Raw genomic sequence first — 1,196 nt, 5'->3', positions numbered from 1 at the left:
GTGCTCGCGGTGCTCGAGGCCGGCGCATCGGGCTACGTGCTGAAGGACTGCTCGTACGACGAGCTCGCGCTCGCCATCCGCAAGGCGATGGCCGACCAGGTGCACCTGAGTGCCGAACTGGTCGGCCTGGTCGTCAAGGAAGTGCGCAGCCGCGGCCAGCCGCAGGCGGCGGGCGGCACCGCGGCGCTGACGCCGCGCGAGCGCGAGATGGTGCAGCTGCTGTCCGAAGGCCTGTCGACGCAGCAGATCGCCGACCGGCTGCACGTCAGCATCAAGACCGTCGCGACGCACCGCGAGCACGTGATGCAGAAGCTCGACATCAGCAGCCTCGCCGAGCTGACGCGCTATGCGCTGTGCGAGGGCCTCAGCTCGCTCGACCAGCCGTGGCGCAGCGGCGCGCGCACGCCGTCCTGAGCGGGCAGGTTCAGCTTCGGCACMGGCCCGTATCAGCCGTTTCCTGATGGCGCCGCGGGCCGCGGCGGTTCACGCTGGGCCCCACGATGGGAGTTGCCGCGCGCCCTTTGACCCTGTACCTGGCCGACGATCACGCGGCCTACCGCGCCTGTGTGGCCGGGCTGCTGGCGCGCCGCGGCTTCGAGATCSTCGGCGAGGCGCCCGACGTGCCGGCGCTGCAGGCCTGGCTCGCGCAGGCGCGCGTGCACCCCGACGTGCTGCTGATGGACGTGCAGATGCCCGGTGGCGGCCCGACCGCGCTGGCCGCTCTGCTGGCGCATCACCCGAACCTGCGCGTGCTGGTGCTGTCGATGCACGACGAGCCGGCAATCGTCGACGCGATGCGCGCCGCCGGCGCCCGCGGCTACGTGCTGAAGGACGAGCCGCTGGCCGCGCTCGCGCAGGCGATCCGCGCCGTGCACGCCGGCATCAGCCGCTGGCCGCCAGCGTCTCAGCAATGAAGAGGTGCAAGTTCAGAGATTGACCGATGGGCGCGGGCCGCGTGCGTCCCTATCGTCGGGGCATTCCTTCACCACTCGCCCCACCGGAACCCTCCATGATCGACGCCGCCTTCTCGCAAGTCGCCAGCCAGCTGAACAACGCCTTGCGGCGCTCGTTCCAGCTGGGCGAGGAGCTGGTCGTCGTCTCCAGCCTGTACGAGCCGGATGGCGGCGTCGCCGCGAACATCAACCACAAGCTCGCGGTGTTCCTGGTCAACATCGAACGCGACACCACGCCCCGCC

3 protein-coding genes are annotated in these 1,196 nt (G+C 71.0%); all 3 read left to right on the top strand.

Annotated features, from left to right (window positions below):
* On the top strand, positions 1 to 414 hold a 414-nt coding region (locus AC1D01_RS35635), incomplete at its 5' end, for a response regulator transcription factor (protein ID WP_477874380.1).
* Positions 415 to 500: 86 nt separating this feature from the next.
* The gene (locus tag AC1D01_RS35630; RefSeq protein ID WP_477874378.1) at positions 501 to 914 is read left to right on the top strand and encodes a response regulator; all 414 of its coding nucleotides are present in this window, start codon (positions 501 to 503) and stop codon (positions 912 to 914) included.
* A 95-nt stretch (positions 915 to 1,009) separates the two neighbouring features.
* A partial coding sequence (locus tag AC1D01_RS35625) for a hypothetical protein (protein WP_477874376.1) occupies positions 1,010 to 1,196 on the top strand: 187 nt, incomplete at its 3' end.

It is taken from the genome of Rhizobacter sp. P3_B12, from assembly GCF_056402895.1.
Note: the sequence above shows the minus strand (reverse complement) of the source record. Positions and strands in the feature narration are given on the sequence as shown.